Annotated in this window: 1 protein-coding gene; it reads right to left on the bottom strand. The window is 48.5% G+C overall.

Annotation, left to right across the window (positions count from 1 at the left end):
• On the bottom strand, positions 1-237 hold a 237-nt coding region (locus B4920_RS27895; RefSeq protein WP_139379781.1), incomplete at both ends, for a class I tRNA ligase family protein.

Consider the following 237-nt stretch of genomic DNA (forward strand, 5'->3'; position numbering starts at 1 on the left):
TCCGCACCTAGTTTGTTAGTCACTTGCTGCGGCGCAATCACGTTACCGATAGATTTCGACATCTTGCGACCTTTACCATCAACGGTAAAGCCGTGGGTAAGCACTTGCTTGTAAGGTGCTTCACCAGTCATCGCGGTAGAAATCATCAATGATGACATAAACCAGCCACGGTGTTGATCGCTACCTTCAAGATACAAATCCACACCATGACCTTGGAACTCAGGGCGTGCAGCAACA

It is taken from the genome of Zoogloea sp. LCSB751 (genome assembly GCF_002028455.1).
Lineage (GTDB): Bacteria > Pseudomonadota > Gammaproteobacteria > Burkholderiales > Rhodocyclaceae > Zoogloea.